We start from the raw sequence: 26,794 nt of genomic DNA on the forward strand, positions 1-26,794 counted from the left end.
AATAGCCGATGGCGTGAGTGCTGCGGCGGACCCACTCTGTGCCATTGCCGCAATCAGACTATTCAACTCGACGTTACCCACAGTCCGGCCATCTGCAAAACTCAGGACCTCGATCTGTGCACCGATGGAGCCAAACCAACCGCTGAAAGTAACCGAGTCGGCCTCTTCAGCGAAGCTCAGCTGAAGATCATTGCCCTGCCTGAGGAAGCGTGCATCACCTGATCGCAGCCCCTCTCCAAGCACCAGCGTATCAACCGAGTCGCTGGCGTACTGGCCGGTCTCCACGATCGTGTCATGACCATCGCCCTTGTTGAACAGGTAGGTATCGCTCCTGATGCTACCGATCAACGTGTCGTTACCGATACCACCGGCCAGGATGTTGCGGTCGGAGGTTGCCACCACGCTCAGCGTGTCATTGCCGGCGCCACCGTGCAGCTCGTTGCTGCCCAGTCCACCGTCAATGACATCGTCGCCTTCTCCGCCCAGGATCAGGTCGTCACCCTGCCATCCTGTAAACGCACCACCAGTGTCACCGACATAGCTCGTCAACCGAGCTCGGATGTTGGCTGCCGTCCACTGGGTACCATCGGCAAATACCAGCTTCTCGATGCTGGCCGACGTGTTCTCGCCCAGTGAACTGGTCAGCCAGTCCTTCAGCCGCACCGTGTCACTGCCGCCGCCAAAGCTCAGCACCACATCACGTCCTTCGCGCAGAACCCGCACATCGGTGGCGGACAGGCCTTCGCCCAGCACCAGCGTATCAACCGAGTCGCTGGCGTACTGGCTGGTTTCCACGATCGTGTCGTGACCATCGCCCTTGTTGAACAGGTAGGTATCGCTCTTGCTGCTGCCGATCAACGTATCGTTGCCGACGCCACCGGCCAGAATGTTCTTGTCGGCAAGGAAGTGAACCTTCAGCGTGTCATTACCCGCTTCACCGTAAAGCTCATTGGTACCGCCGCCACCATCGATCAGGTCATTGCCAGCGCCACCGCGAATCAAATCGTTGCCCAACCAACCATCAATGACGTCATCACCATCCGACCCCAGCGTAGTCACCTGCGCCCTGATGAGTTCGGGGGACCATTCAGTTCCGTCTGCAAAGAGGAATCGCTCAATTCCAGCATAGCGCGCCTCCTGCAGGCTTTCGGTCAACCAATCCTTCAACCGAACTGAGTCCTCTCCTTCTCCGAACAAGAGAAGGATATCGCGCCCCTCACGCAGAACCTTGAGATCCTGAACCCTCAGACCAACGCCAAAAACGAGTGTGTCAATCGAAACGACACTGTATTGGGCTGTTTCCACGATCGTGTCGTGGCCATCCCCCTTATTGAACAGGTAGGTATCACTCTTCGCGCTGCCAATCAGAACATCATCGCCAGCACCGCCGGCCAGGAAATTCTTGTCAGCTCCAAAGTGGACACTCAACGTGTCATTTCCACCCCCCCCATACAGGGTGTTGCTACCTTTCCCGCCTTCGATCAAGTCATTCCCTGCTCCGCCCCGAATTTCGTCATTACCATCGCCGCCATCAAGCACATCGTCTCCCGACGTGCCTAGAATGACGTCGTCGGCGGCACCTCCCACAGCAGCAATACCATTCAGCACACCGAGGAGCCGGTTTGCAACCGCGGTGAATTCATCCGCATCGGGCGCGCGCGCGCCCATCTCCTCGAGTACATCCACCCAGTTCCAATCCAGTGGCATGTATGCGGCAAGGCTGCGGAGATCAAGCAAATCCTCCACCGCCGCCGCGGAACCTTCCACCCGCAGCTTATCCATCAGGCGCTTAACCGCCGCGCCCGTGTCGACGACCACTTCAAGATCTTCATTGAGTCCAAACCTGAGATCCTGGGCATAGTCGCGCAAGCGCGTGTCGAGCATGATGGCCGTATACAAGCCCATCTTCAGTGCCTCATAGCTTTTCAGCAGATGAGTAGTCTGAGGCTGCGAGAGATCGACATCAAAACGCCATTCCCCATCAATCTTAACCGGCTGCCACGACCTGTTCTTTGTGAACAGCCCTTCGTCACGCACCTCAAAGAACAGTTCACCATTGAACTTCTCAAGAATAGAGAGAATCTGTGAGATGTCTGCGGTCCCCCAATCCAAAAGAAGGCCCTTGACGGTCAACCTTGGACGATCGACACCGGCCTGCTGATATTCGAGGCTTGACTTCATGCTTGACGTGCTGGACCAAGCCAGCAGCACCTCGTCCAACGCATGCAGAGCCTGGCTGCGAGAATAGGTGGAATCGATCTTGTTGATGAGATCAAAGATGCCCGGGTTGAGACTGACGGCCTCCCGCAGATCGCGCACCATGCCAGACCCTTGAAGATTGGCTACCCGCTGTGAAAGATCGCTCAGTGGTACCTTTTCCAAAAAGTCGCGATGAAAATTATTGGACGCCAGCAACAGATCCGCGGTAATCCCCGAGGTACCATCGATACGCTCGAAACTGCCATAGCTGTCAACTGTGTTGCCGTTTCCAAGACTCTGGTTCTGCGTTGAAGTAGCGTCAACCGAAATACTGCGGATGCCGAGATCCCGCAATGAGAACAGCTCATTCACCTGACTTACACCATCCTGGTTTAAGTCCCGCCAAACCTGAAGCAATGCGAAGGCCTCGTCGGATTCATCCACTCGGCCATCACCATTCTGATCCAGCGTCGCCAGCGCACGCAGCCCTGCAGATCGCGATGAACTCTGTCCCGGTGCGAGCCCAGCTCCCGGCGTGTGATCACCGAAAAGCTCAGAACCATCGTCAATCGTGCCATTTCCATTGCGATCAAGCACCAGCATGCCGTCGTCTGCACTGATCCAACCCGTACCCTCACGCACCGCGTTGCCTTCGTGGTCAAACAGCACACGACCATTCGCCGCAACGGTCTCGATACCATCGCCATCGAGATCCAGGACCAGTGGATCAACCGGGCGGGTCCAGCCCTTGGCATCCTGGAAATTCTCACCCGTCGCATCCCGATATTGGTCATTGATCTCGCGATCGCGATGACGCAGGAAGCCGTACGCGTCGCCAAGCAACCCGTGCGACCCGAGGCCCCCAAGCTCCGGATCGAAAAGATCATCCATCGTGAAATCTTCGTAAAGCGGGATGTCGTAACTGCCGAGCATCTTCCCGTCCAAAGTCAGATCGACCTGGGCGGAAGGAATCGGCGGAGCAAACGGATCCGTCGGGTGAGGCCTGAACTCGCCATTGGGAGTCAACTTCAAGCCGATCTCAGCGCCACTTGGCGTCCGTAGCCCCAGCGTTACAGCCTGCCCAGAGACGACAAATCCGCTATCGGTCGAGTAGGCATAGTCAGAGGATGCCCCTACTGACCCTCGGCCGTGGCTCACGGAGGCAGATGCCCCTTCCACATCGAATGTGGCCTTCCCCCCTAGCTCCCCGTGCTTGTAGGTCAAGGTAATCGAGCTACCGTCGTACTCGAAATTGAAGCCATTGATCTTTGACGCCATTGCCTATCTTCCTTTAGCGGTTGTTACGTCCTGATTGACTCGTCGTGGATTTCCAACACCAGCATCCACTTTGCTTGATAGCGTGCAGAGGTCGGCACCGTTCGGATCGCACGATCCAACCTTCCGACTTCAGTCTAAGAGGCTGCAGTTGCAGCCGCGCCCCCCCGTCCATGCTCGCGGTTAACCAACGATCGGCGAGCGTGGCAGAGCCGAAAATTGGTGTCAACGACGGCAGCATGTCGGCGAGCCGCGCACATGTATACCCGGAGAAATTCTTCCGGGATGACCCGGCAATCAAGCAATCAGAGCATCAATCAAGAAGCCCCAGCACGATCGGGACTCATATGCGGGGGGGCGAGCGATTGGGACAAAATTCCAACAGCCGACCAGTTCCTGCTTCAGAGTACTCGCAGGACATGGCGATTCAGATTGATATTCGGATGGAGACCCATTCAGCGCTGTCCACGTACCGCGCGATGCCAGCTCAGAACCCGCGCGCGGATTCACCCAGCGCTGCGATGCAGGCCATCTGCGTGACCGATCCGGCCGAGGTCCCCTCATAGATCTGCCACAGAAGCTGCGCGGCCTTCGGCCCACCGGCGCGACCCAGTGCGCGCACTGCCTCCAGCTGGCGGGAGGTGCCGGCGCCAGAGTTCCTGTAGATCTCATGAAGGCTGCCGACGACGTCGTCCTTCGTTTCCATGCGCTGCGTTCCGTGTAGGAAATGCGGCAACGCTAACCGGGCGCGTATGGCCGTGGATATGAAACTAATCAGAAATGAAGAAGGCCGCTGATGAGCGGCCTTCTGTCTACACGCGTGGCGTGATTGGAGCGGGCGATGGGAATCGAACCCACGTCAGTAGCTTGGGAAGCTACAGCTCTACCATTGAGCTACGCCCGCAGTGCGCGGTGAAAGTCTATGCGGTTGGGCCGGTGTTGCGCAATGGCGGCCACCGCATCCGCGAGGGGTCAGAGCCCTTTCCTTGCGGAAAGGGATCCGACCCCGGCGGTTGCTGCTTAGAACGTGCCGCTGAAGTTGGCGAACAGGGTGGCGTCCTGCGCGCGCTTCTGGCCGGTCGACGCGCTCAGGCCGAAGTTGCTCTGCAGCCCGAACAGTTCGGTGCGGGCACCCAGCACGACGGTGGCGTAGTTCTTGTCGAACTTCAGGCCTGGCACGCGGTAGCTGCCCAGTTCAGGCAGGGTCTGCAGCCAGGCGCTGGCCTGCTTGGTGTCCTCGAACTCGTGGTCGTAGGTCACCTGCGCGTACGGCTTGAGGGTGCCGCCATCGAAGCGGGCCTGCCAGCCGATGCGGCCGACGGTCGAATCGACATTCTGGCGGTCGTAGCCCAGTGCGGTTGCCAGCGTGCCGGCCGCGGCGCTTTCGGTGTAACCGTCGATCTTCACCTTCTGCCAGATCACCGAAGCGATCGGGCCGTGACGGAAGCCGCCTTCGGTGCCGAACTCGTAACCGGCGTTCAGGGCGGCGGTCAGGTTGCTGCCGTCCGGCGAACCACCATGCTCACGGGTGGCCGGGCCCAGCTGGACCTTGCGGTTCACGTCATAGGACAGCCAGGTGTAGCTGACCTGACCGTTCACCCAGATGCGGTCGCCGTACCAGCCAGCGAACAGACCGGCCGAGGTGTCCTTCTGGGTGAAGTCGCCGCGGTTGTTGCCGAAGTCGGCGTTGAGGCGACCGAAACCAGCGAAGCCGCCGAACACCATGCCGTCGCGTGCCCAGTCGATACCGAACAGGCCGGCCGGGGCCAGCCCGTCGTACAGGTCGGCGTGGTCGTAGCGCTGCAGGTCACCCCGCACGCCCCCCCACCAGGACAGGCCGTCAGCCGGACGGCCGCCCAGGTGCATGCTGACCTGGTCGGCGCGCGAGCGGCCGATGGTCTGCGCCGAGTGACTCAGCACCTGCTGCAGGCGCGGCGCTTCCAGCACCGACACGGCGTACTGGCCCAGCAGCTGATGGCCGGCGGTGGTCGGGTGCACGCCATCGGCGAACAGGTAGGTGTTGGCCGCATCCGGGCTGACGTAGCTGGTCGGGTTGCAGGTCAGGATGCTCTGCGTCGAGTTGGCCGGATCGATCTTGCAGGCGGTGCTGGTGACGTTGGTGAAGCCGTACATGCCCGGGTTGGCGGTCACTTCACGCAGGATGCTGAAGGTATCGAGCGGAATGAACTCGATGCCCGCCTGCTTCAGGCCACCGTACAGGGCCTTGTTGTAGCCGGCCGACAGTGCGGTGGCGGCGGCGGCATTGGGGCCGCGGAACTGTGGGGTGATGCCCACATCCGGCAGGTTCGGTACCAGCACGTACTGGGCGCCGGCCTGCTTCAGCGCACCCACCAGCGCGATCTGGTCGGTGACCGCTGCGCCGATGATGCCCTGCACCTGGGCCTGCGACGCGCCACCTGCCGCCGCGCGGGTGGCCGCGAACAGATCATTGGCGCCTCCCCATACGGTGTACAGGGCGTTGCCGTCAGCCTTGCCACCGTTCGCGGCAAGGTAGCGGGTTGCTTGCGACTTCAGCGACGGAATCACGCCCAGGCCACCGGCCTCGTCCACCGACACGCGGGCACCGCCGACTGCGTAGTTGTCACCGCTCTGGCCGTTGCCGTTGGCGGCGCCATTGAGGCCATAGTAGTTGGCGACCTGCTGCGACCACACCCAACCCGGGTTGGTGGTGAACTGGCCGGTGACCGGACGCACATCGGCCGGCAGCAGCGGGCGGAAATAGCCGGCATCGGTCAGGCTGTCGCCGAAGAACACGGCCTTGGAATACGGGGATTCGCCTGCCATGGCCGGAACCGCGGCCAGCGCGATCGCGGCCGCCATCAGGGAGCGGATCGGGCGTTTGCTGAGCAGCATGTAAGAAACTCCTGTGGGGATATCGTTGAGGACCCGGCGGACGTACGCCGGCGCACGGTGAATGGTTTCACTGCGCCGCGTTTTGCTCACGCTGCGCCGCCGCATGGATTGTCGCCCGGCAGCATCGGACAACGCTGTGCCGGGGCTGGCGGCCGAGGCAATTTGCAAGTGTTCCGATCCGCGAAGGCCATAGGCGACAATGCGGCGATGAACATCCAGCTCAACGGCGAACCCCGTACCCTGCCCGCCTCGGCGACCCTCCACGATCTGCTGCAGGCCGAGCAGTTGCTGCAACGCCGGGTCGCGGTCGAGGTCAACGGCGAGATCGTCAGCCGCAGCCGCCATGGCGAGCACGTCCTGGCCGAGGGCGACGTGGTGGAGATCGTGCACGCGCTGGGTGGGGGTTGAGGCTGCGCGGGTCTTCAGGGGTCAGATCCCTTTGCCGGTGGCAAAGGGATCTGACCCCACGCTCGACCCCGCCCTCTACGTGACCCCATCTTCAGGCGGATAAGCGATAATCGCGCCATGAACGTTCATGTCTACCCCGATTCGCTGGTGATCGCCGGCAAGACCTATGGCTCGCGGCTGCTGACCGGCACCGGCAAGTTCAAGGACCTGGAAGAAACCCGCCTGGCGACCGAGGCCGCTGGTGCCCAGATCGTGACCGTGGCCATCCGCCGCACCAACATCGGGCAGAACCCGGGCGAGCCGAACCTGCTGGACGTGCTGCCGCCGGAGCGCTTCACCATCCTGCCCAACACCGCCGGCTGCTACACCGCCGAGGACGCGGTGCGTACGTGCCGCCTGGCCCGTGAGCTGCTGGACGGCCACAACCTGACCAAGCTGGAAGTGCTGGGCGACCAGAAGACCCTGTACCCGGACGTGATGCAGACTCTCAAGGCCGCCGAGCAGCTGATCAAGGACGGTTTCGAGGTGATGGTCTATACCTCCGACGACCCGATCCTGGCCAAGCGCCTGGAAGAGATCGGCTGCGCTGCGGTGATGCCGCTGGCCGCGCCGATCGGTTCGGGCCTGGGCATCCAGAACAAGTACAACCTGCTGCAGATCATCGAAGACGCCAAGGTGCCGATCATCGTTGATGCCGGCGTGGGTACCGCGTCGGACGCGGCGATCGCGATGGAGCTGGGCTGCGACGGCGTGCTGATGAACACGGCCATTGCCGGTGCGCGCAGCCCGGTGCTGATGGCCAGCGCGATGCGCAAGGCGGTCGAGGCCGGCCGCGAGGCCTTCCTGGCCGGGCGCATCCCGCGCAAGCGCTACGCCAGCGCCTCCTCGCCGGTGGACGGGCTGATCGGCTGATGACCAATCCTTTTGACAGCGCCGGTTCCAAGGCCCCGCCCAAGCCCTTCACCGTGAGCGAGGGCCGCCGCGAGGTGCGCAGCTTCGTGTTGCGCCAGGGCCGTTTCACTCCCGCCCAGCAGCGCGCATTCGACGAACGCTGGCCGCGCTTCGGCATCGATTACAACGGCCAGCCGCGTGACCTGGACGCCACCTTCGGCCGCCCGGCACACAAGGTGCTGGAGATCGGCTTCGGCAATGGTGCCGCGCTGCGCTTCGCGGCCCAGCACGACCCATCGCGCGACTACATCGGCATCGAGGTGCACGCCCCGGGCGTGGGCCGGCTGCTGAACGCGCTGGCCGAGGACAATGCCGACCACGTGCGCCTGTACCACCACGACGCGGTGGAAGTGCTGCAGAACGAGATCGCCGACGGCGCGCTCGATGAAGTGCGCATCTACTTCCCGGACCCATGGCACAAGAAGCGCCACAACAAGCGCCGCCTGCTGCAGCCGGCATTCGCCGAACTGCTGGTGCGCAAGCTGCGCCCGGGGGGCCGCCTGCACTGCGCGACCGACTGGGAAGACTACGCCGAGCAGATGTGGGACGTGCTCGACGCCACCGCCGGCCTGGTCAACCGCGCCGGCCCGCGGGGCAGCGTGCCGCGCCCGGACTGGCGCCCGCAGACGCACTTCGAGACCCGCGGCCAGAAGCTCGGCCACGGCGTCTGGGACCTGTTGTACGACCGCACCTGACGATCGCCTGAGGACGCCGCGCCCCACATGGATACCGCGCTGACGCTGACCAACGACATGAAGGTCGTGCTCGGGCTGGTCGGCTTCACGATGGCGATGTTCCTGTTCGAGCGCATCCGCGCCGACGTGGTCGCGCTGGTGGTGCTGGTGGTGCTTGGTGTCACCGGCCTGATCGCGCCGGAGGAGATCTTCGGCGGTTTCTCCGGTAACGCGGTGATGAGCATCATCGCCACCACCATCCTCGGTGCGGGCCTGGACCGCACCGGGGCGCTGAACCGGCTGGCGGCCTGGCTGCTGCGGCGCGGCCACGGCGTCGAGCAACGGCTGCTGATGATGACCACCGCCATCGCCGGCCTGAACTCGTCCTTCATGCAGAACCCGTCGGTGATGGCGTTGTATCTGCCGGTCGCCTCGCGACTGGCGGCGCGCACCGGGCTGACGATGCAGCGCCTGCTGCTGCCGATCTCGGCGGCGATCGTGATGGGCGGCGCGCTGACCATGGTCGGCAATTCGCCGCTGATCCTGCTGAACGATCTGCTGGCCTCGGCCAACAACAACCTACCTTCCGGCCTGGCCACCATCGAGCCGCTGCGCATGTTCGCGCCGCTGCCCATCGGTGTGGCGTTGCTGATCGCTTCGTTGCTGTACTTCCGCTACTACGGCGACCGCAAGCTGATCGAAGAGGAAAGCCTGGTCAATGACGGGGTCACCCCGGCGCGCACCGAGAGCTACTTCGCCAAGACCTATGGCATCGAAGGCGATGTGTTCGAGCTGGTGGTGACCGCCGAGAGCCCGCTGGTGGGCATGACCCTGGGCGAGGCCGAGACCCTGCACGATGCGCCGCTGCTGCTGGCCCTGAAGACCGGCAACGACACCCGCCTGGCACCGCCGGCGGAGATGCGCATCTGGGTCGGCAGCGTGCTTGGTGCGATGGGCCCACGCCAGCAGATCAGCGACTTCGCGCAGAACCAGTTCCTGCGCATGTCCTCTCGCCTGAAGCACCTGGGTGACCTGTTCAACCCCAGCCGTGCCGGCATTTCCGAGGCAGTGGTGCCACCGACCTCGAACGTGATCGGCAAGAGTGCGGCCGATCTGCGCCTGCGCAAGGAGCGCGGCATCAGCCTGCTGGCGATCAACCGCGACAAGCAGGTGATCCGCGAGGACGTGCGCGACGTGCAGCTGCGCGCCGGCGACATGCTGGTGTTCCACAGCATCTGGACCGACCTGGCGCAGGCCGCGCGCAGCCGTGACTTCGTGGTAGTGACCGATTACCCGACCGGCGAGCAGCGCCCGCACAAGTTCAAGATTGCGATGGCGATCTTCGCGCTGACCATCCTGATCGCGCTGACCAGCAAGCTGCCGGTGGCGCTGACGCTGATGACCGGCGTGGCCGGCATGCTGCTGACCGGCGTGCTGCGCATGGACGAGGCGTATGCCTCGATCAACTGGAAGACGGTTTTCATGATGGCCGGGCTGATTCCGCTCGGCTGGGCGATGGATTCCAGCGGCGCGGCCGCGTGGGTGGCCGGCCATACCATCGACAAGCTGCCGACCGGCATTCCGGTGTGGGTGCTGGAGGTGGCGCTGGCGCTGCTGACCACGGCGTTCTCGCTGGTGATCAGCCATGTGGGTGCGACCATCGTGATGGTGCCGATCGCGGTGAACCTGGCACTGGCAGCGGGGGGCAACCCGACCGCGTTCGCGCTGATCGTGGCGCTGTCGGCGTCCAACAACCTGATGACAGCCTCCAACCCGGTGATCTCGATGATCACTGGCCCGGCCAACTACACCCCGCGCGAGATGTGGCGGGTCGGCGGCCCACTGTCGCTGATCTACACCTGTGTGGTGGTGCTGATGATCAACCTGATGTTCTGAGGGTTGGGGTTTGTTGGCAGGGCTGCGCCCTGCACCCGCGGAAGCCGAAGCAACAGCAACAGCAACAGCAACAACGTGCATTCCGTGGGATGGCGGGGTAGGTCCGGTTGCGGGGGACGCTGCAAGTACGTCCCTGTAAGCTCGGTCGCCGCATCCATGCGGCTCACGCCCCCGCAACCGGACCCACCCCGCCTTCGACAGTTTCACGCGGCTGGTGCTGGGTACCGACCGTTGGTCGGCACCGATCTCGCTCTGGTAGCTGTCGACCTTGGTCGAGACCGTAGATCCACGCCATGCGTGGATGAATCTCTGGATACCCATTGATGCGGATACCCATTGATCCTGTGGGTGCGAACCTTGGTTCGCACACCGTTGCCTCAAGCCAGGTAAACCTGCCCGTCGCGCACGTCCACCGGCACCGCGCGCAGGCGGTCACCCTTGCACGGGCCGGCGATGCAGTCGCCGCTGTCCAGCGTGAACGAGGCGCCATGCGCGGCGCATACCAGGTGGCCCTCACGGCTCTTCAGGAACTGGCCTGGGGCCCAGTCCAGGCGGCGGCCAGCGTGCGGGCAGATGTTCAGGAACGCGCGCACCTGCGCGCCGTCGCGGTACAGCACCAGCGATTCGGCATCGCCATCGACCACCGCTTCGACCTCGGCAAACGCGCCATCGGCAATGGCATCAAGGGAGATCAGGGCAGCAGCGATAGTCATGGCGAAGGCTCGGACGGTAAACCGGAATTGTCGCATGCCTGCTCAGGTGACTGGCTGCGACATGAACACAAGTCATTGATCCGTAATAAGCACAGGCTATATTTAACGAGTTTTTCACTCAATGACAGTGGCGCGTCCCGATACTCTGTTTTCGCTGATCCCAGCCTATCGAGCCGCCATGTTCAATCGCGCATCCGCCTTCAACCAGTTCCGCACCCTGTTCGCGCCGCGTAAGCCGCGTCATCCGCTGGTGCGCGTCGCCGTGGGCCTGCTTGGCCTGGCGATCCTGGCGGCGATGGTGTTCATCGGTGTGTTCGTTGGCGCGGCGATGATCCTGGTCGGCCTGGCGTGGAAGCTGCTGGCTTCGCGCAAGCCGGGCGTTGCGCGTCCGGTTGACCCGACCGTGGTTGAAGGCGAGTATCGCGTGGTGCGCAAGCCGGTGTTGCCGGCCTCGCGCTGATCCAGGCCTTCCGCGCCCGCTGACGGCGGGCGCCATGCGTTCTAGACTGTGGGCACGCCCTTCCTGGATGCCCGCATGTCCGATGTCTCCGATGTGATCCCTGCCGTAGCCCTGCCGCGTGTACCGGTAGCCGGTGGCGGCAGCTTCCCCGTGCACCGCATCTACTGCGTCGGCCGCAATTTCGCCGACCACGCCCGCGAAATGGGCGCGGCGGTGCCGGCCGCCGATGACCGCGGCCGCCCGATGTTCTTCAGCAAGCCGGCCGATGCGATCGTGGTCGGCCACGACGATGCCATCCCCTACCCGCCGGCAACCGCCAACCTGCACCACGAAGTGGAACTGGTGGTGGCGATCGGGCGCGATGCGCCCACCGGCGAGCTGGCCGTGGCCGACGCCGATGCGCTGGTCTATGGTTACGCCGTCGGCCTGGACCTGACCCGCCGCGACCTGCAGGCCGCGGCCAAGGACAAGGGCCACCCGTGGGACGCGGCCAAGGGCTTCGACGCCTCCGCGCCGATCAGCGAAATCGTCCACGCCGAGGAAGTCGGCGACCTGGCCGCGCTGAACCTGTCGCTGGAGGTCAACGGCGAAGTGCGCCAGCAGGCACTGCTCGACCAGATGATCTGGAACGTGCCGGAGATCCTGCATGAGCTGTCCAAGCTGTGGCAGCTGCGTGCCGGCGACCTGGTGTTCATGGGCACCCCGTCCGGGGTGGCTGCGTTGAAGCCCGGCGACCGCTTCAGTGCCCGCCTTGAAAACGTGGCCGAGCGCCACGGCGTGATCGCCGGCTGACATCACCTGCGCTACCCTGCGCGCTGTCCACTTCCCCACCGGAGAAAAACAACAATGGGAATGCTCACCGAGTTCAAGGAATTCGCTATGCGCGGCAACGTCATCGACCTCGCCGTCGGCGTGGTGATCGGCGCGGCCTTCGGCAAGATCGTGACGGCGCTGGTCGAGAAGATCATCATGCCGCCGCTGGGCTACCTGATCGGGCGCGTGGATTTCTCCAGCCTGGCCTGGACGTTGTCGCCAGCCCGGATCGGACCGGATGGCAAGGAGATCCCGGCGGTGGTGGTTGGCTACGGCGACTTCATCAACACCGTCATCCAGTTCGTGATCGTGGCTTTCGCGATCTTCATCGTGGTCAAGGCGATCAACCGGCTGTCTCGCAAGAAGGAAGCTGCCCCGGCGGCGCCGGCCGAAGAAGTGGTGCTGCTGCGCGAGATCCGCGACAGCCTGAAGAAATGAGGTATCGGGCGCCTATGGGCGCCCCTCCCATCTGTAGAGCCGAGCCCACGCTCGGCTGATCTGCAAAAGGCAGCCGAGCATTGGCTCGGCTCTGCAGAAGCAGGCGAAAGCCCCGCCCCGGCGGGGCTTTCGCTTTGCCGGTCATGGCGGAAAACAGCGTTCGCGCCAGCCATGACCTCCCGCCCATGCGCCGGGCTGAACGACTGTTAAGCTCCAAGGCTTAGGTCCCTTCCCGGAGTTGTCCATGCGTCGCCGCGTCCTTGCCATCGCATCCTCCCTCGCCCTGCTGGCCGCCCCGGCCTTCGCGGCGCCGCACACCACTACCCTGCCCCCGGCGTCGCTGGCCACCGCCGCACAGCTGCGCGACCAGGCGCTGGCCGATGACACCGGCTGGAAGGTTGTCGAGTCGCTCACCACCGAGATCGGTCCGCGCATCGCCGGCAGCGAAGCCGACGCCCGCGCCGTGGCCTGGGCCGAAGCCAAGTTCAAGGCCCTCGGTTTCGACAAGGTGTGGAAGGAGCCGGTGACATTCCCGAAGTGGGAGCGGCGCAGTGAACACGCCGCCGTGACCGGCAGGAACCCGCAGCCGCTGCAGATCACTGCGCTGGGCGGCAGCCCAGGCGGCACCGTGGAAGCCGAGGTGGTGCGCTTCGCCGACCTGGCCGCGCTGCAGGCCGCACCGGCGGGTTCGCTGAAGGGCAAGATCGCCTTCGTCGATTACCAGATGCTGCCGTTCCGCGATGGCCGCGATTACGGCCGCGGCGGTGCGATCCGCAGCAAGGGGCCGTCCGAAGCGATCCGCAAGGGCGCGGTCGGTTTCCTCATGCGCTCGGCCGGTACCGACTCGCACCGCGTGCCGCACACCGGCATCACCCGTTTCGATGAGGGCCTGACCCCAGTGCCGTCGGCCGCGCTGTCGGTGCCCGATGCCGACCAGCTGGCCCGCCTGCTGGCGCGTGGCAGCACCACGGTGAAGATGGCATTGGATTGCGGTTGGGATGGCACCGCCACCTCCTACAACGTGATCGGCGAGATCACCGGCCGCAGCCTGCCGAAGGAAGTGGTGGTGATCGGCGGTCACCTGGATTCGTGGGACCTGGGCACTGGCGCGGTGGATGACGGCGCGGGCGTGGGCATCACCATGGCCGCCGGCCACCTGATCGGCCAGCTCAAGCAGGCACCGAAGCGCACCATCCGCGTGATCGCCTTCGCCAATGAGGAACAGGGGCTGTATGGCGGCAAGGCCTATGCCGAAGCGCACGCGAAGGACGTGGCCCTGCACCAGCTGGCCGCCGAGAGCGATTTCGGCGCAGGCCGCATCTACGCCTTCAATACCGGTTCGCCGAATCCGGACGGCTCGCGTGAAGCGACGAAGCAGATTGCCGAAGTGATGAAGCCGCTGGGCATCGAGTACCAGGCCGACAAGGGTGGCCCGGGCCCGGACGTCGGCCCACTGGCCGCCAAGGGCGGTGCGTGGGCGTGGCTGGCGCAGGATGGCTCGGACTACTTCCACCTGCACCACACCGCCGACGACACGCTGGACAAGATCGACCCGAAGGCACTGGCGCAGAACGTAGCCGCGTACACCGTGTTCGCCTACCTGGCGGCGGAAGCGGATGGCAGCTTCGGCAGCGAGGCCAAGGCGACCACGCCGCCGAACGAATGATGCTGTAGCGTCGGGCCATGCCCGGCGAGCGCAGCGGGAAAAGTGGTGCGAACCACGGTTCGCACCCACCGGGCAATGGCGTGGATCAGAGCCCTCGCCCTTGGCGAGGGCTCTGACCCAGATCCTGCCAGCCTTCCCACACGCTGGTGTTGCGCACGCCCAGCAGTTTCGGGTTGAACAGCGGATCCTTGCCGGCCTGGCGATGCTGCTCGTAGTCACGCAGCGCCGCCAAGGCCGGTTTCTGCAGCAGCAGGATGGCGATGATGTTCAACCAGCTCATCAGGCCGACGCCGATGTCACCCAGCGACCAGGCCACCGTTGCACTGTTCACCGCCGAGTACCCGGTCGCTGCCAGGAACAGCAGCTGGAAGCTGCCCATCACCCACGGCGTCGGCCGATCGCGGCACAGATAACTGACGTTGGTCTCGGCCATGTAGTACAGCGCGAGGATGGTGGTGAACGCGAACGGCAGGATCGCCAGCGCTACGAACGAACGGCCGAAGCCCGGGGGCGCGGATTCCACCGCATGCTGCACGAAGCGTGGCCCGGCCTCGACACCCGGCAGATTGCCCAGTAACAGGCGCGCCTCATCCGGAATGCCGTTCACCGCCGGGTCGTAGACGTTGTACAGGCCGGTGGACAGGATCAGGAAGGCGGTCGCACTGCACACCACCATCGTGTCGATGTAGACCGAGAACGACTGCACCAGGCCCTGCTTGACCGGATGCGAGACTTCCGCGGCGGCGGCCGGATGCGCACCACTGCCCATGCCGGCCTCGTTGGACAGCACGCCGCGACGCACGCCCCACTGGATAGCGGTACCGATCATCACGCCGAACGCTGCGTCCACGCCGAATGCACTGCGCAGCACCAGCATGATCACCTCCGGCACCTTGTCCGCGTTGAGCACCATCACCAGCGCCGCAACCAGCAGGTAGGCCACGGCCATCAGCGGCACCACCCATTCGGCCACGCGCGCAATGCGCCGCACACCGCCGATGAGGATGGCACCCAGCACCACCAGCAGAACCGCGGTGGTGGTCATCACCGGGACGTCCCAGGCTTCGTTCACCGCGCTGGTGATCGCATTGGACTGGGTGCCAGCCAGCATCGCGCCCGCCAGCACCGTCACCAGTGCGAACAGCACTGCATACCAGCGTTGGCCGAGGCCTTTTTCGATGTAATACGCCGGGCCGCCCCGGTACTGCCCCTTGCCGTCGCGATCCTTGTAGATCTGCGCGAGCGTGGATTCGATGAAGGCACTGGATGCGCCAAGGAAGGCGACGATCCACATCCAGAAGATCGCGCCGGGGCCGCCGAAGGCGATGGCCATGGCGACGCCGGCGATGTTGCCGACGCCCACGCGGCTTGACAGCGAAATGGACAACGCCTGGAACGGCGACACGCCGGCATCGGAGCGCTCATGGCGGAACATCAGGCGCAGCATGTCCGGCAACGCACGCAACTGGATGAAGCGCGTGCGCACGCTGAAGTACAGGCCGGCGAGCAGGCACAGCACCACCAGGTAGGGGCTCCAGACGACGCCGAGGATCGTGTTGACGATGGATTCGATGTTCATCGGCGGCCCCTCAGAAGAACATGCCCAGGGCAACCTGGGGGCTGACGATTCGACTGGTGTTGCGGCCCGCCACGCTGAACTCCACGCCGGCGATCAGGCCCAGCGTCGGGCTGAAGTGGTACTCCACGGCCGGCGCCAGGGTGACGCTGCGGCTGGCCGGGCGATGTTCGTCGATACGCTCGAAGGCACCGCTTGCGTTGCGCGCGAATCCACTCAGGCGCTGTCCGGTCTCACGGCTGGCGGCTACTTCCATCACACCTACCCAGCGCGAGTTGAAGCTGTACTCGGCACCCACCGACAGGCCCAGCACCGAGCCGCGGGAGATGTGGCCCTGGAAGCTGTCATCGGTGCCGTAGACGCTGGCCCCGGAAATCGCCGTGCGCGACGGCGCCGGCCCGGCGCTGAGCTGGGCACGCCAGCGCAGCGGACGCTCGTTGCCCAGCCACACCACCTGCTGCATGCCCAGCGCGGCGGTGGTGCGCTGCACGCCGTCGCCCTGCGCATCGAGCGGATTGCCGGTGATGCGGTCATGGCTGCCGGTGCTGAAGCGCTGCACCAGCGCGACCGAGATGGCCGGGCGCGTGCCATCGGCGTTGGGCGCCTGCAGCAGGTACTGCAGGCGCGCGGTGGTATCGCCAGCGCGGAAACCGCTGCTGCGTGCGCTGCCCTGTTCGGCGCGCGATGCACTGAGATTGACCTGGCCCATCACCCGGTCGCTGAAGCCATAGATGATCGGCACCACCGTGGCCCATGCACCGCTACGTTGCCCACTGCGGCGGCGATGGCCGCCATCGTCGTAATGATCGCGACTGTCGATCCGCACCAGATAGGGTTCGATGTACCAGTTGCCCTGCGGCAGGCCGGCCGGATTGGGGGTGATCAGCGGGCCGGTGAAGTTGACACCGTCAAGGCTGCGTTCGTCAGCCGCTGCGTGGGCACTGGCAAGGACGTTGGCCAGCACCAGCAATGCGACGAGGGTACGGCGAGGATGATGCATGACAGCCACTCCTGGACAGCATGGGATGGAATTCCACCCTGCGTCGCCAGAAGCGGCTGACCAATAAGGAAACTTTCAAAACATCATGCGTGCTTGACGCAATTGCCGGCCCCGGAAGGGGTCAGAGCCCTCGCCTGCGGCAAGGGATCCGACCCCGAACATGGCGAGCCGCTGGGGTCGGATCAGCCGCGACGGCTGGCCCATTGCGCCAGCAGTACCGCCGTGGCCGAGGCTACGTTCAGGCTCTCCACCGCGCCGCTGCCGGGAATCGAGACCTGCAGGTCGCACGCCCCCGCCAGGCTGCGGTCCATGCCCTCGCCTTCGGCGCCCATCACGTACACCAGCCGCTCCGGCAGGGACGCGCGGAACACGTCATCCCCGCCCTCGACCAGGGTCGCGGCCAGGCCGAAACCGGCTGCGCGCAGTTGCGCCATTGCCTGAGCGGTCTCCGGCAGCTGCACCAGCGGCACCGCTTCGGCACCGCCTTCGGCCACGCGCGCGGCGGCGCCGGACAGGGCCAGCGTGCTGCCGGCCGGCAACAGCAGCGCCTTGGCACCGAAGTGCGCGGCCGAGCGCAGGATCGCGCCGAGGTTGTGCGGGTTGCCCACACCATCCAGCCACAGCGCCAGCGCCGGGCCGTCACCGACCTGCTGCAGCCACTGCGCCAGCGGCAGTGCCGGGGCGCGCAGCACGTCGGCCACCACACCTTCGTGGTGGGTGGTGCCGGCCAGCTTGTTCAGATCGCCGTCTTCAACCACGCGGTAGCCCACGCGGTTGGCCACGCACCACTTCAACAGCGGCTGCAGGCGCGGGATGCGTGCTTCCAGCAGGTACAGCTTGCGCAGCGCCTGCGGCCGCGCTTCGAACGCAGCCAGCACGGCATTCAGGCCGTACAGACGCAGCTCATCGCTGCCACCGCGCCCACCACCGCCCGTTGCCGGCACTTCCGGGCGCGGCAACGGCGTTGCGCGCGGCGGACGGGCGGACGGGCGGCGGTTGTTCCAAGGGTTGTTCACTTACACACTCTCCTGCTTGCGCTGGCGCCAGAAATCGGCGTTCTTGATGCCCAGGGCATCAGGGTCGAACACCGGATCCAGGCCCAGCTTCTTCTGTCGTTCGTAGTCACGCAGGGCCAGCATCGCCGGCTTCTGGATGATGAGGATGGCGATGATGTTCAGCCAGGCCATCAGGCCGACGCCGATGTCGCCCAGCGCCCAGGCCAGGGTGGCATTGTGGAACGCGCCGAACACCACCATGCCGATGATGCCCAGGCGCAGCAGCAGCACGGTCAGCGGCCGCTTCCTGTTGTGGTTCACATAGCTGAGGTTGGTCTCGGCCATGTAGTAGTACGCCATGATGGTGGTGAAGGCGAAGAAGAAGATGGCCACCGATACGAACGCCGAACCCCAGCCCGGCAGCACCGCTTCCACGCCGGCCTGGGCGTAACCGGCGCCTTCGGGAATACCGGCCAGGCCTTGGAAGATCGGCGCGGCACCCTCCACCGGCGAGTACACGTTGTAGGTGCCGCTGGCCAGGATCAGGAACGCGGTGGCGGTGCACACCATCATGGTGTCGAAGTAGATCGCGAAGGCCTGCACGTAGCCCTGCTTGGCCGGGTGCGAGACTTCCGAGGCAGCCGCCGCGTGCGGGCCAGAGCCCTGGCCGGCTTCGTTGGCGTAGATGCCGCGCTTGATGCCCCACTCCACCGCCAGGCCCATCATGGCGCCGAATGCGGCATGCGTGCCGAAGGCGCTCTTGAAGATGATGCCGAACATTTCCGGCACGCGGTCGTAGTTGATGATCATGATGATGATGGCCATCAGGATGAAACCGGCGGCCATGAACGGCACCACCACCTCGGCGAAGTTGGCGATGCGCTTGACGCCACCGAAGATCACCACGCCCAGCAGCAGCGCCACCACGATGCCGATCCCCAGCTTCAGCGCCTGCACCGATTCCATGCCGAAGGCCTGGCCATCGAGCGGACCGCACAGCGCGGTGCCACGGCAGGCGTTGATGATGCTGTCGGCGATGGCGTTGGCCTGCACGCCCGGCATCAGGAAGCCTGCGGCGATGATCGTGGCGATGGCGAAGGCCAGCGCATACCACTTCAGGCCCATGGCCTTTTCGATGTAGTACGCCGGGCCACCGCGGTAGCGGCCTTCGGCGTCCTTGGTCTTGTAGATCTGCGCCAGGGTGCATTCCACGTACGAGGTGGACGCGCCGAGGAAGCCCATCACCCACATCCAGAAGATCGCACCGGGACCGCCGAATGCGATGGCGGTGGCCACACCGGCGATGTTGCCGATACCCATGCGGCCGGCCATCGACATGGCCAGCGCCTGGAACGAGGACACACCGGCGTCGGATTTCTCACCCTTGACGGTGAGGCGGCACATCTCGAGGAACCCCCGGATCTGCATGAAGCGCGTGCGCAGGCTGAAGAACAGGCCGGCGCCCAGGCACACGAAGATCAGTGCCTTGCTCCAGATGATGCTGTTGATGAAGTGTACGGTTGCTTCCACGCGCGCTCTCTCCAGTCGGCGGGTTGTAAGGACGTCCCGTCGGCTGGAGGGGACCGGTCGATTCTCCCTGATCGAAGGCCGCTGCGGTAGCGCTGTTTTGTAGAGCCGAGCCCATGCTCGGCTTGGCCCCCCGAAGGCAGCCGAGCATGGGCTCGGCTCTACAGCGGCCAGCCCGCGTGTTCACGGCAGCTGCGTGCGTACCCGGGCGAAACGGCGCAGGTCGTGCAACACGCCGCGCTTGTAGACCGCGCAACGCTCCACGCCTTCTTCCTGGAAGCCGTTCTTCTCCAGCACCCGGGCCGAGCCGAGGTTGAAGTCGACCACGGTGGCCTGCAACCTGAACAGGCGCAGCTCATCCATCACCCACGGGGCGAACAGGCCGACCACGCGGGTCATCAGGCCGTGCCCCCAATAGGCCCGGCCCAGCCAGTAACCCAGTTCGGCGGTATGCCCACGCTCGGCCAGCCCCTGTTGGGCACCGACGCTGCCACAGGCCTGGCCGTCGATCTCGATGGCCAGGTTCAGGGTGCTGGGGGCCAGTACGCGGCCCGCGAGGAAGGCCTCGCCCTCCTCGCGCGTGTACGGATACGGGAAGCGGTCGCGCAGGCCGCGCGACACCTCGGCGTCGTTGGCGTGGCGCAGCAGGGATTCCAGGTCGCCGGGCTGCCACGGGCGCAGAGTGAAGCCTTCGCCCTGCAGTGGTGGGGTCAGAGCCCTTTCCCCTTGGGAAAGGGATCCGACCCCGTCGACAGGCCGGTCAGGCATGACCACCCACCGACGGCGATTCCGCTTCCTGCTTCTCCAGCTCGCGCTTCACCGCTTCCGGCGAACGGGTGTACGGCGCCAGCCGCGCGTAGAACGCCGGCACCACGAACAGCGACAGGAAGGTCGAGAGGGTCACACCGAAGATGATCACGATGCCGATCGTGCCACGGCTGGCCGAACCAGGACCACCGGCGACCACCAGCGGGATCGCGCCGACCACGGTGGCGATCGAGGTCATCAGGATCGGGCGCAGGCGCACCATCGCCGACTCGATGATCGCCTCGCGCACGCTGCGCCCATCGTCGCGCAGCTGGTTGGCGAATTCGACGATGAGGATGCCGTTCTTCGCGGCAAGGCCGACCAGCATCACGATGCCGATCTGGCTGAACAGGTTCACGGTACCGCCACTCACCCACAACCCGACCAGCGCGCCGAGTACGCCCAGCGGCACGGTCAGCATGATGGTGAGCGGATGGATGAAGCTCTCGAACTGCGCCGCCAGCACCAGGTACACCACCAGCAGCGCCATCGCGAAGGTCAGCAGCACCGCGCCGCCGGCGCTCTGGTACTCGCGCGATTCGCCCTTCCAGTTCACCTGCGCGTACTGCGGCAGCTCTTCCTGGGCGACGTTCTGTGCCCAGGCGATGGCCTCGCCCAGCGGATAGCCCGGCGCCAGGCCGGCACTGATGGTGATCGAGCGCAGTCGGTTGAAGCGGTTCAGGGTGCCGGCCTCGGCCACTTCACTCAACGTGACCAGGTTGGACAGCGGCACCAGCTCGCCGGAGTTGGCGCGGACGCGGATCGCGGCCAGGTCGGCCGGGCTGGCGCGACCATCGCGACCGGCCTGCACCAGCACGTCGTACTCCTCGCCGTTGTCGACGAAGGTGGTGACGCGACGCGAGCCCATCATGGTTTCCAGCGCCGAACCGATCGCGGTGACCGGCACGCCGAGATCGGCCGCACGCTGGCGGTCAATGTTCACCCGCATCTGCGGCCGGGTTTCCTTGTAATCGGAATCGGGGCCGACCAGGCCGGGATTGTCGGCCATGCGCAGCAGGATGCGGTCGCGCCACTGCGCGATCTCGGCATATTCCGGACCGCCCAGCACGATCTGGAACGGTTGGCCGCCGCTGCGCACCAGGCCACCACCCACCTGCGTGCGTACGCGCACGCCGCGGATGGTATCCAGTTCCTTCTGCAGTTCGTTGGCGACTTCGGGCGTACCCTCGCTGCGCTGGCGCCACGGCTGCAGGAAGATGCTGACGCGGCCGGTATGCATTTCCTCGCTGGCGCCCCAGCCGCCCGGCACGCGGGGGTTGGCACGCACGATCGGCTTGTCCGGGCCGACATGCGGTGCCAGCAGCGCTTCCACCTGCTGCACCTGCTGCACGGTGTAGTCGTAGCCGGCGCCTTCCGGGCCGTCGATCATGATCTGGAACGAACCACGGTCTTCGGCTGGCGCCAGTTCCGACGGCAGCAGCTTGAGCAGGCCCCAGCTGGCGGCCAGCGCAGCCACCATCACCAGCAGGTAGATCCAGGTGCGGTCGACGTGGTGATCGAGCACTCGCCCATAGGCACCCGCAAGGCGTTCCAGGTTGCGGTTGATGAAGCCGTGCAGGCCCCGCGGGGCCTGCCCGGTATGCGGCTTGAGCAGCTTGGAAGCCATCATCGGCGTCAGTGTGAGCGCAACGAACGCGGACAACGCCACCGCGGCGGCCAGCGCCACTGCCAATTCGCGGAACAGTCGCCCGGTGTTGCCCTCCAGGAAGCCGACCGGCAGGAACACCGCCACCAGCACGGCGGTGGTGGCGATCACCGCGAAGGCGACCTGCGCAGTGCCGCGCTTGGACGCCACCAGCGGTGGCTCGCCCAGGTCGATGCGGCGCTGCACGTTCTCCACCACCACGATCGCATCGTCCACCACCAGGCCGATGCACAGCACCAGCGCCAGCAGGGTCAGCAGGTTGATCGAGAAGTCGAACGCATACAGCGCGATGAACGCCGCCACCAGGCAGACCGGCACCGTCACCGCCGGAATCAACGCGGCGCGGAAGCTGCCCAGGAACAGCCAGATCACCGCCAGCACCAGGATCATCGCTTCCACCAGGGTGGCGTAGACGCGGTCCACTGCAGCTTCGATGAAGGTGGTGTTGTCGAAGGCGACGAAGATCTGCGTTCCCTTGGGCAGGGTCAGCGCCACCCGCTCGGCCTCAGCGCGCGCCGTGCGTGCCACGTCCAGCGAGTTGGCGGTGGAGGTTTTGACGATGCCCAGGCCGATGCCGGGCTCGCCGTTGCTGCGGTAGTACGCGCGGCGTTCGGCCGAGGCCAGCTCGATCTTCGCCACGTCGCCCATGCGCACCACGTAGCCGTCGCGGCCCTTGCCCAGCGGGATGGTCGCGAAATCCTCGGGCTTGATGTAGTTGCGTTCCACGCGCAGGGTGAAATCGCGGTCGGTCGACTCGATGCGGCCGGCCGGCAGCTCCACGTTCTCGTTGCGCAGTGCGGTTTCCACGTCGCCGGTGGTCAGCCCGCGCGCGGCCAGCTGGTCACGGTCCAGCCAGATCCGCATCGCATAGCGCTGGCGGCCGCCGATGCGGACCTGGGCCACGCCATCGAGGCTGGAAAAGCGATCGACCACGTAACGGTCGGCGTAGTCGCTCAGCTCCAGCGTGTCCATGGTCGAGGACACCATGTTGAACCAGATGATCGGGTCGGCATCGCTCTCGACCTTGGCAATCTCTGGTGGCCGCGCCTCTTCCGGCATGCGGTCGGCGACGCGGCTGACCGCATCGCGCACGTCGTTGGCCGCCGCTTCGATATCACGGTTGGAGGTGAACTCGATGCTGACCTGCGAGCGGCCGTTGGTGCTGCGCGCGTTGATCGTATCGATGCCTTCGATGCCGGCCAGCGCATCTTCCAGCACCTGGGTGATGCGGCTTTCGATGACCGCCGCCGACGCGCCGGTGTAGTCCACCGACACCGAGACGATCGGAGGGTCGATGGCGGGCAGCTCGCGCAGGGTCAGGCGGGTGAAGGACATCACGCCCAGCACCAGCAGCAACAGGCTCATCACCACGGCGAACACCGGCCGCTGGATGGAGATGTCGGACAGCTTCATCCGCCGTGGCCCTCGGCCGCGACCGGCGCCGGCGCGTCAGCCGGCTTGGCGCCGGAGGCCGGTGCGGCGTCCTTCGCAGCAACCTTCAGGCCCGGGCGCAGCTTGCCGGTGCCATCGACCACGATGCGCTGGCCCGCTTCCAGGCCCTGCCGGATCTCGACCACGCCGGCACGGCGCGCGCCGGCGACCACGTCCACCCGCTCGACGCTGTCGTCGGCCTTTATGCGGTACACGAAGGTATCGCGGCCAACCTGTACCACGGCGATTTCCGGGACCACCAGCGCCGGGCGCTCGGGGCGGAACAGGCGCACGTCCAGCAGCATGCCCGGGCGCAATGCATGGTCGCCATTTGCGAAATCGGCGCGCACGGTCACTGCACGGGTGGCCGGATCGATGCGCGCATCGATGGTGCTGACCACGCCCTCGAAGGTGCGGCCCGGCCAGGCCACGCTGGTGGCACTGACCTTGTCACCAACGCCCAGCGCAGCCAGCTCCACTTCCGGCACCTGGAAATCGACATGCATGTGCTCGATGTCGTCGAGCGTGGCGATGACCGTGGTCGGGGTCAGCAGCGATCCCGGGCTGACCTGGCGGATGCCGAGCACACCGGCAAAGGGCGCGCGCACGCGTCGGTCACCAATGTCTGCCTGCATCTGCATCACGCGTGCCTCGGCGGCGTCGCGGATCGACTTCTGCGTATCCAGCGTGGCGCTGGACACCAGCCGCTGGGCGGCCAGTTCGCGCTGGCGCTTGTACAGCTGATCGGCTTCATGGAAGGTGGCCTGCGCCTGCACCAGTGCGGCTTCCTGGGCCTGCCCGCGCAGCGTCACGATCGGCGCACCGGCAGCAATGTGCTGGCCGCTCTCGAAGTGCACTTTCTCGACGATCTCGCTGACTTTGGCAGTGACGCTGATCGACTCGCGCGCCTTGGCCGTGCCCAGTGCCTGCAGGGTGTCGTTCCACTGCGTGGGCTGCACGACCTGCGCGGTGACCGGCACCGCTTCGCCCTGCCGACGTGCGGCGGCCTCCTGTTTGCCTGCGCACCCGGCCAGCACGGCCAGGCTGAGGCCGAGGGCCAGGGACGAAGCGATACGAGCCAACATGAACGGTCCTGATTGATCCACGGCCGCCGAGTGTAGGCAAGTGCCCATAAAAGCGGTATGTGCCAAGCGTTTACCGGCGTGGAACCAAGGCTGCGATAGCGCCTTGAACCCGTTCCGTGCAAGGCTGCCATGGGCGGTGTCGGCGTGTGTCGGGGTGTATCCAGTGGTGCACCACCGCGGCCGTCATCGTAGAGTCGAACCTGCCCGACCGAGGGCGTCGGGCGGGGACGGATCCTGGCGGGGATCCGGCCCCGTTTTTTTTATGCCCGGCGGATCAATACCGGTAGTTCAACTTCATCCACACGCTGCGCCCCGGCTCGTTGATCCGCACCGGGTCGGCCGGGAAGCCGAAGTCGGCGCTGCCGGCCAGGTTCAGGTGCTCGCTGTAGGCGCGGTCGAACAGGTTGTCGACGCCGGCGCTGAGCTGCAGCTGCGAACTGAAACGGTACGCCGCATTGAGCGCGAAGGTGGCAAATCCAGCGCTCGGCCCGAGGTCCTGCGCGACCACGTTGCCCTGTCCATCTGCGACACGATGCTGATGGGTCACCGCACGCAGCAGCGCACCGGCGCTCCAGCGCTGGCCCTCCCAGTTCGCACTCAGGCGCGCTTCCAACGGCGGCATCTGCGGCAGCGGACGCTGCTGGTCGCGGTTCTCTCCCCAGGCATAGGCCAGCGTGCCGCCCAGCCTCCACTGCTCGGTCAGGCTCACTTCCAACCCGGCCTCGGCACCGGCAATGCGCGCCTCGACGTTGCTGGCCTGGCTCATGCCCATCATGCCGCTGCCGTGGTAGGTGAACAGGATGTAGTCCTGGATCTGCCCGGCATAGGCCGAAACCCAGGCCTGCACGCGCGGTCCCTTGTACTGCAGGCCCACATCGAGCTGGGTGGTGCGCTCGGGCTGCACGCCGGTGAACGCGTTCACTGCGCCGGCCGGGCCATGGTTGGGCGAGAACAGTTCCCAGTAGTCGGGCATGCGTTCGCTGTGGCCGAGGCCGGCGTACCAGGTCAGGCCGTCGGCCAGGTCCTGCTCGTAGCGCAGGAAGCCACTGCCGAGCCACGCCTTGCGCTTCTCGCCGGCCGTTGGGTTGGGCCGGCTGCCCATCATTCCACGGATGGACTGCCGCTCATCACGCACGCTGGCGCGATCGATGCGCAGCCCGCTGATCCAGCGCTGGTCGGTGCCGGCGCCGAGGGTCAACTCGGTGAACACGCCATAGCGGCGGAAGTTGGCATCGGTCACCCAGGCGGCCTGGCGGTAGGTGTCGCGGCCCATGCCCATGCGGCCACGATGGCGGCTGTCTTCGCCGTCCACACCCGCCACCAGTTGCACGTCCTGCCAGCCCCACTCGGAACTGACCCGGCCGCCCTGGGTACGGCGGTCCACGTTCGACGCCATCGGCATCGGCATCATGCTGTTGGGATTCGGCGTGCGCAGCGTGTAGTTGTCCATCACGTGGTCGGCCTCGTTGTAGTACACGTTGGCCTGCAGCGTGTCCCACGCACCCGGCAGGTTGCGCTTCTCGAAACGCGCGGCGTAGCTGGTGCGTTCGAACGCGGCACCGTCCATGCCGCGCCCCGCGTAGCGTGCGATCGCATCGCCGGCACCGGCAGAAACTTCCAGCAGCGTATCGGCATCCGGCGTCCAGCCGATCGCCACGTCACCGTTCCACTTGCGCCACTTCGATGGCACCACATCGCCGTGGCCATCCTTGTAGTCATCGGCTTCGGAACGGTTGCCGCTGGCGCGCACGTAGCCGGTCGGATGGCCCAGGGTCAGGTCCAGCACCTGGTCATTGCGGTTGCGCGAACCGACCAGCGTACTGGCATCGGCACGCAGGCCCGGTTCCTCGAAGCGCGGTGTATCGCGTTCGAAGCGCACGGTGCCGGCCGAGGCACCTGCCCCCCAGCGCACGCTCTGCGGGCCCTTGATGATGGTCAGGCGGTCGAAGCTCTCCGGTGCGATGTAGGACAGCGGGTTGTCCATGCGCGAGGGGCAGGCGCCGATCAGGTTGCCGTCATTGCTGAGGATGTTCAGGCGCGAACCCAACATGCCGCGCAGCACCGGGTCACCGTTGGTGCCGCCGTTGCGGATGGCGGAGAAGCCAGGAACGGTCTTCAGGTAATCGGCGCCGTCACTGGCAGGGACCGGCTGCCGCGGCAGGCGTGGATCGGTCACCCAGTGCAGTGGCGACGAAGGCGCGGCGGCGGTGACCACCAGCGTATCGAGAGTGCGCGCCTCTTCGGCGGGCGCGGCATGGGCGAGCGTTGCAGCTGCGGCCAGGCCAAGAGCAACCGGCAGGCGCACGCAGGCGCCCGCGGGGCGGGAAGTCATTTTCATCG

The 26,794-nt window shown here is 65.7% G+C and carries 20 protein-coding genes and 1 tRNA gene; 8 read left to right on the top strand and 13 right to left on the bottom strand.

Annotation, left to right across the window (positions count from 1 at the left end; all coding sequences use genetic code 11):
• The 4 genes from ACM0PK_RS03900 to ACM0PK_RS03915 form a co-directional block, all read right to left on the bottom strand.
• Window positions 1–3,477, bottom strand: a 3,477-nt coding sequence (locus ACM0PK_RS03900) for an SPM autocatalytic domain-containing protein (RefSeq protein ID WP_495498511.1), incomplete at its 3' end; no start/stop codon positions are given.
• Between the two features lie 484 nt (window positions 3,478–3,961).
• The gene (locus ACM0PK_RS03905; protein WP_049405652.1) at window positions 3,962–4,180 is read right to left on the bottom strand and encodes a hypothetical protein; all 219 of its coding nucleotides are present in this window, start codon (window positions 4,178–4,180) and stop codon (window positions 3,962–3,964) included.
• A gap of 124 nt (window positions 4,181–4,304) precedes the next feature.
• Window positions 4,305–4,378 (bottom strand) — tRNA-Gly (locus tag ACM0PK_RS03910).
• A 116-nt stretch (window positions 4,379–4,494) separates the two neighbouring features.
• On the bottom strand, window positions 4,495–6,348 hold the full coding sequence (locus tag ACM0PK_RS03915) for an autotransporter domain-containing esterase (RefSeq protein WP_053501089.1): 1,854 nt from the start codon (window positions 6,346–6,348) through the stop codon (window positions 4,495–4,497).
• 207 nt (window positions 6,349–6,555) lie between these two features.
• On the opposite strand from ACM0PK_RS03915, the gene thiS reads away from it, so the two are divergent.
• The 4 genes from thiS to ACM0PK_RS03935 all read left to right on the top strand — a co-directional run bounded on the left by thiS (window position 6,556) and on the right by ACM0PK_RS03935 (window position 10,277).
• The gene (gene thiS / locus ACM0PK_RS03920) at window positions 6,556–6,756 is read left to right on the top strand and encodes a sulfur carrier protein ThiS (protein WP_005418796.1); all 201 of its coding nucleotides are present in this window, start codon (window positions 6,556–6,558) and stop codon (window positions 6,754–6,756) included.
• A 117-nt stretch (window positions 6,757–6,873) separates the two neighbouring features.
• Window positions 6,874–7,668 (top strand): thiazole synthase, encoded by a 795-nt coding sequence (locus tag ACM0PK_RS03925; protein WP_414608059.1) that lies wholly within the window; start codon window positions 6,874–6,876, stop codon window positions 7,666–7,668.
• On the top strand, window positions 7,668–8,402 hold the full coding sequence (gene trmB / locus ACM0PK_RS03930; protein WP_053501092.1) for a tRNA (guanosine(46)-N7)-methyltransferase TrmB: 735 nt from the start codon (window positions 7,668–7,670) through the stop codon (window positions 8,400–8,402). The genes ACM0PK_RS03925 and trmB overlap by 1 nt, the downstream gene beginning before the upstream one ends.
• A gap of 27 nt (window positions 8,403–8,429) precedes the next feature.
• A complete protein-coding gene (locus ACM0PK_RS03935; RefSeq protein ID WP_414608058.1) occupies window positions 8,430–10,277 on the top strand; it encodes an SLC13 family permease in 1,848 nt (615 codons plus the stop codon).
• 377 nt (window positions 10,278–10,654) lie between these two features.
• Here the strand turns inward: ACM0PK_RS03935 and ACM0PK_RS03940 are convergent, their stop codons facing one another.
• A complete protein-coding gene (locus ACM0PK_RS03940; protein ID WP_414608057.1) occupies window positions 10,655–10,990 on the bottom strand; it encodes a Rieske (2Fe-2S) protein in 336 nt (111 codons plus the stop codon).
• Window positions 10,991–11,168: 178 nt separating this feature from the next.
• Between ACM0PK_RS03940 and ACM0PK_RS03945 the strand changes: the two genes are divergently transcribed.
• The 4 genes from ACM0PK_RS03945 (at window position 11,169) to ACM0PK_RS03960 (ending at window position 14,367) form a co-directional block, all read left to right on the top strand.
• Window positions 11,169–11,450 (top strand): hypothetical protein, encoded by a 282-nt coding sequence (locus ACM0PK_RS03945; RefSeq protein ID WP_005410817.1) that lies wholly within the window; start codon window positions 11,169–11,171, stop codon window positions 11,448–11,450.
• A 75-nt stretch (window positions 11,451–11,525) separates the two neighbouring features.
• Window positions 11,526–12,242 carry a fumarylacetoacetate hydrolase family protein gene (locus tag ACM0PK_RS03950; protein WP_005418807.1) on the top strand — a complete coding sequence of 239 codons (717 nt, stop codon included), beginning with the start codon at window positions 11,526–11,528 and terminating at the stop codon, window positions 12,240–12,242.
• Window positions 12,243–12,296: 54 nt separating this feature from the next.
• The gene (mscL, locus tag ACM0PK_RS03955) at window positions 12,297–12,701 is read left to right on the top strand and encodes a large-conductance mechanosensitive channel protein MscL (RefSeq protein ID WP_072167632.1); all 405 of its coding nucleotides are present in this window, start codon (window positions 12,297–12,299) and stop codon (window positions 12,699–12,701) included.
• A gap of 244 nt (window positions 12,702–12,945) precedes the next feature.
• A complete protein-coding gene (locus tag ACM0PK_RS03960; RefSeq protein WP_065179503.1) occupies window positions 12,946–14,367 on the top strand; it encodes a M28 family peptidase in 1,422 nt (473 codons plus the stop codon).
• A gap of 85 nt (window positions 14,368–14,452) precedes the next feature.
• On the opposite strand, the gene ACM0PK_RS03965 is transcribed toward ACM0PK_RS03960, so the two are convergent.
• From ACM0PK_RS03965 to ACM0PK_RS04000, 8 genes are all read right to left on the bottom strand, one after another.
• Complete coding sequence (locus ACM0PK_RS03965) at window positions 14,453–15,946, bottom strand: alanine/glycine:cation symporter family protein (protein ID WP_414607384.1); 1,494 nt, start codon at window positions 15,944–15,946, stop codon at window positions 14,453–14,455.
• A gap of 10 nt (window positions 15,947–15,956) precedes the next feature.
• Complete coding sequence (locus ACM0PK_RS03970; RefSeq protein WP_414607385.1) at window positions 15,957–16,943, bottom strand: hypothetical protein; 987 nt, start codon at window positions 16,941–16,943, stop codon at window positions 15,957–15,959.
• 182 nt (window positions 16,944–17,125) lie between these two features.
• A complete protein-coding gene (locus ACM0PK_RS03975; RefSeq protein WP_334271961.1) occupies window positions 17,126–17,959 on the bottom strand; it encodes a TrmH family RNA methyltransferase in 834 nt (277 codons plus the stop codon).
• Complete coding sequence (locus ACM0PK_RS03980) at window positions 17,960–19,468, bottom strand: alanine/glycine:cation symporter family protein (RefSeq protein WP_005418815.1); 1,509 nt, start codon at window positions 19,466–19,468, stop codon at window positions 17,960–17,962.
• Window positions 19,469–19,648: 180 nt separating this feature from the next.
• The gene (locus tag ACM0PK_RS03985; protein WP_414607386.1) at window positions 19,649–20,233 is read right to left on the bottom strand and encodes a GNAT family N-acetyltransferase; all 585 of its coding nucleotides are present in this window, start codon (window positions 20,231–20,233) and stop codon (window positions 19,649–19,651) included.
• Window positions 20,226–23,351, bottom strand: a complete 3,126-nt coding sequence (locus tag ACM0PK_RS03990) for an efflux RND transporter permease subunit (protein ID WP_005418827.1) — start codon at window positions 23,349–23,351, stop codon at window positions 20,226–20,228. Before ACM0PK_RS03990 ends, ACM0PK_RS03985 begins: the two co-directional genes overlap by 8 nt.
• Window positions 23,348–24,454, bottom strand: a complete 1,107-nt coding sequence (locus ACM0PK_RS03995; protein WP_414607387.1) for an efflux RND transporter periplasmic adaptor subunit — start codon at window positions 24,452–24,454, stop codon at window positions 23,348–23,350. Before ACM0PK_RS03995 ends, ACM0PK_RS03990 begins: the two co-directional genes overlap by 4 nt.
• A gap of 274 nt (window positions 24,455–24,728) precedes the next feature.
• Window positions 24,729–26,792, bottom strand: coding sequence for a TonB-dependent copper receptor (locus ACM0PK_RS04000; protein ID WP_414607388.1), 2,064 nt, complete (start codon window positions 26,790–26,792; stop codon window positions 24,729–24,731).
• Window positions 26,793–26,794: the final 2 nt, after the last annotated feature.

The sequence above is a fragment of the Stenotrophomonas sp. FR010 genome, from assembly GCF_047520755.2.
In the GTDB taxonomy this organism is placed as follows: domain Bacteria; phylum Pseudomonadota; class Gammaproteobacteria; order Xanthomonadales; family Xanthomonadaceae; genus Stenotrophomonas; species Stenotrophomonas sepilia.